Origin of the sequence: Bradyrhizobium sp. Leo170 (assembly GCF_004296405.1) — a bacterium.
In the GTDB taxonomy this organism is placed as follows: Bacteria; Pseudomonadota; Alphaproteobacteria; order Rhizobiales; family Xanthobacteraceae; genus Bradyrhizobium.
This window is the reverse complement of sequence record NZ_PSRR01000695.1, coordinates 1-1,556: the sequence shown is the minus strand read 5'-3', so window position 1 is coordinate 1,556 and position 1,556 is coordinate 1. Positions and strand designations below refer to the sequence as shown.

General features: G+C 59.5%; 2 protein-coding genes. One reads left to right on the top strand and one right to left on the bottom strand.

Going from position 1 to position 1,556, the window contains the following annotated elements:
• Window positions 1-12: 12 nt before the first annotated feature.
• Window positions 13-225, bottom strand: a complete 213-nt coding sequence (locus CWO89_RS48645; protein WP_245476865.1) for a hypothetical protein — start codon at window positions 223-225, stop codon at window positions 13-15.
• Here CWO89_RS48645 and CWO89_RS44065 point away from each other — a divergent pair.
• On the top strand, window positions 130-1,134 hold the full coding sequence (locus CWO89_RS44065; protein ID WP_245476864.1) for an adenylate/guanylate cyclase domain-containing protein: 1,005 nt from the start codon (window positions 130-132) through the stop codon (window positions 1,132-1,134). The genes CWO89_RS48645 and CWO89_RS44065 overlap by 96 nt on opposite strands.
• The last annotated feature ends 422 nt before the right edge of the window (window positions 1,135-1,556 follow it).

Below are 1,556 nucleotides of genomic sequence, written 5' to 3'. Positions count from 1 at the left end.
GAAAAGTGGGTACTAGCCTGCGACCAGACCGGCGCGGCAATGGTAAGCGAACTGATTCGCAGCCTGGGGCCCGTCCGTCAGGAGCCGTCTGCCGTCACCGAAACCGGCTCCATTCTCGTTGTCGACGATATCGAAGCCAACCGCGATCTCCTGTCGCGCCGACTGGCCCGCGATGGTCATCGCGTCGCTTCCGCAGCCGGCGGTCAGCAGGCGCTCGAGCACCATGAATTCGATCTCGTCCTGCTCGACTTGATCATGCCCGACATCAACGGACTTGACGTGCTCGTGCGCATGAAGGCGGATGAGCGGCTACGTCGCATTCCAGTTATCATGATTACGGCCCTGGCGGATACAGACAGCGCCGTCCGCTGCATCGAGGCCGGCGCAGAGGATTATCTACCGAAGCCGTTCGACCCGATCCTGCTGCGCGCGCGGATCAATGCCTGTCTGCACAAGAAGCGCTGGCGCGACCGCGAGCAGAGATACCTTCGCCGCATCGAGGACGAAACAGCCAAGTTCGAGCGGCTGTTGTTGACCATTCTGCCAAGACAGGTGATCGGCCGCCTGAACCACGGCGAAACCATGATCGCCGATCGCTTCGAAGACGTAAGCGTTCTGTTCGCCGATCTGGTGCGCTTCACCGAGCACTCGGGTCGGATCGCGCCCGCAGTGTTAGTCGAATATTTGAACCAACTGTTTTCGGAATTCGACGCGCTTGCCCGCGAGCTCGGCGTCGAGAAGATCAAGACCATCGGCGATGCCTATATGGCCGTCGCCGGCTTGCCCGATCCGATCCCCGATCCGTTCGCAGCGATCGCGAAAATGGCGTTCGGCATGATTGATCGGTTGGGCCGCGTCAACGGCCATTTCGGCTGGCCCTTGCAAATACGGATCGGCATACATTCCGGTCCCGTGGTTGCCGGCATTATCGGCGCGCACCGCTTCATCTATGACGTGTGGGGCGATACTGTAAACGTCGCCAGCCGGCTTGAGGCCTATTCTCTGCCTAATCGAATCCATGTATCCCAGGATACAGCCCGCCACCTCGTCGGTCCCTTCGCGCTGGAGCCACGCGGCAGCATTGAGGTAAAGGGCAAAGGCAAACTGGAGACGTTTTTCTTGAGCCGGATCTAGGCGCGCAACGGCAAGGTGCACCTGACGCCGCTCGGCCGCGCGAAGGTTATGCCGACCAGCAACGCCCCCCAGCTTTCCGTTAGAAAATTTGGGTGTCCCATCACGATGCCAACAATTGCCCCGGTATGCCCGCGTGGCGCCTCAATTGGAAGGGGATCTTTCTAGCCCCTCGGACAGGTGGATGACTTCCGAGTTGGGTCAAAAGCGGTCACTCTCGGATCGAGTTTTCCATTTCCGTTCTACGTCCGAAATCGGACATGCAGGGCATTCGACTGAGCCTTTGAGACCCGCATCCTCCTTTCGCTGCGGCCTGCTTCGCTTCGAGTGCAACGACGATTTCGGTGCTTAGCCGCGACAGAACGACCCGACGGGCAAATCACTCGAAAGTCTGTCCAGCCTTGCAGCGAAAAATATTCCGCTTT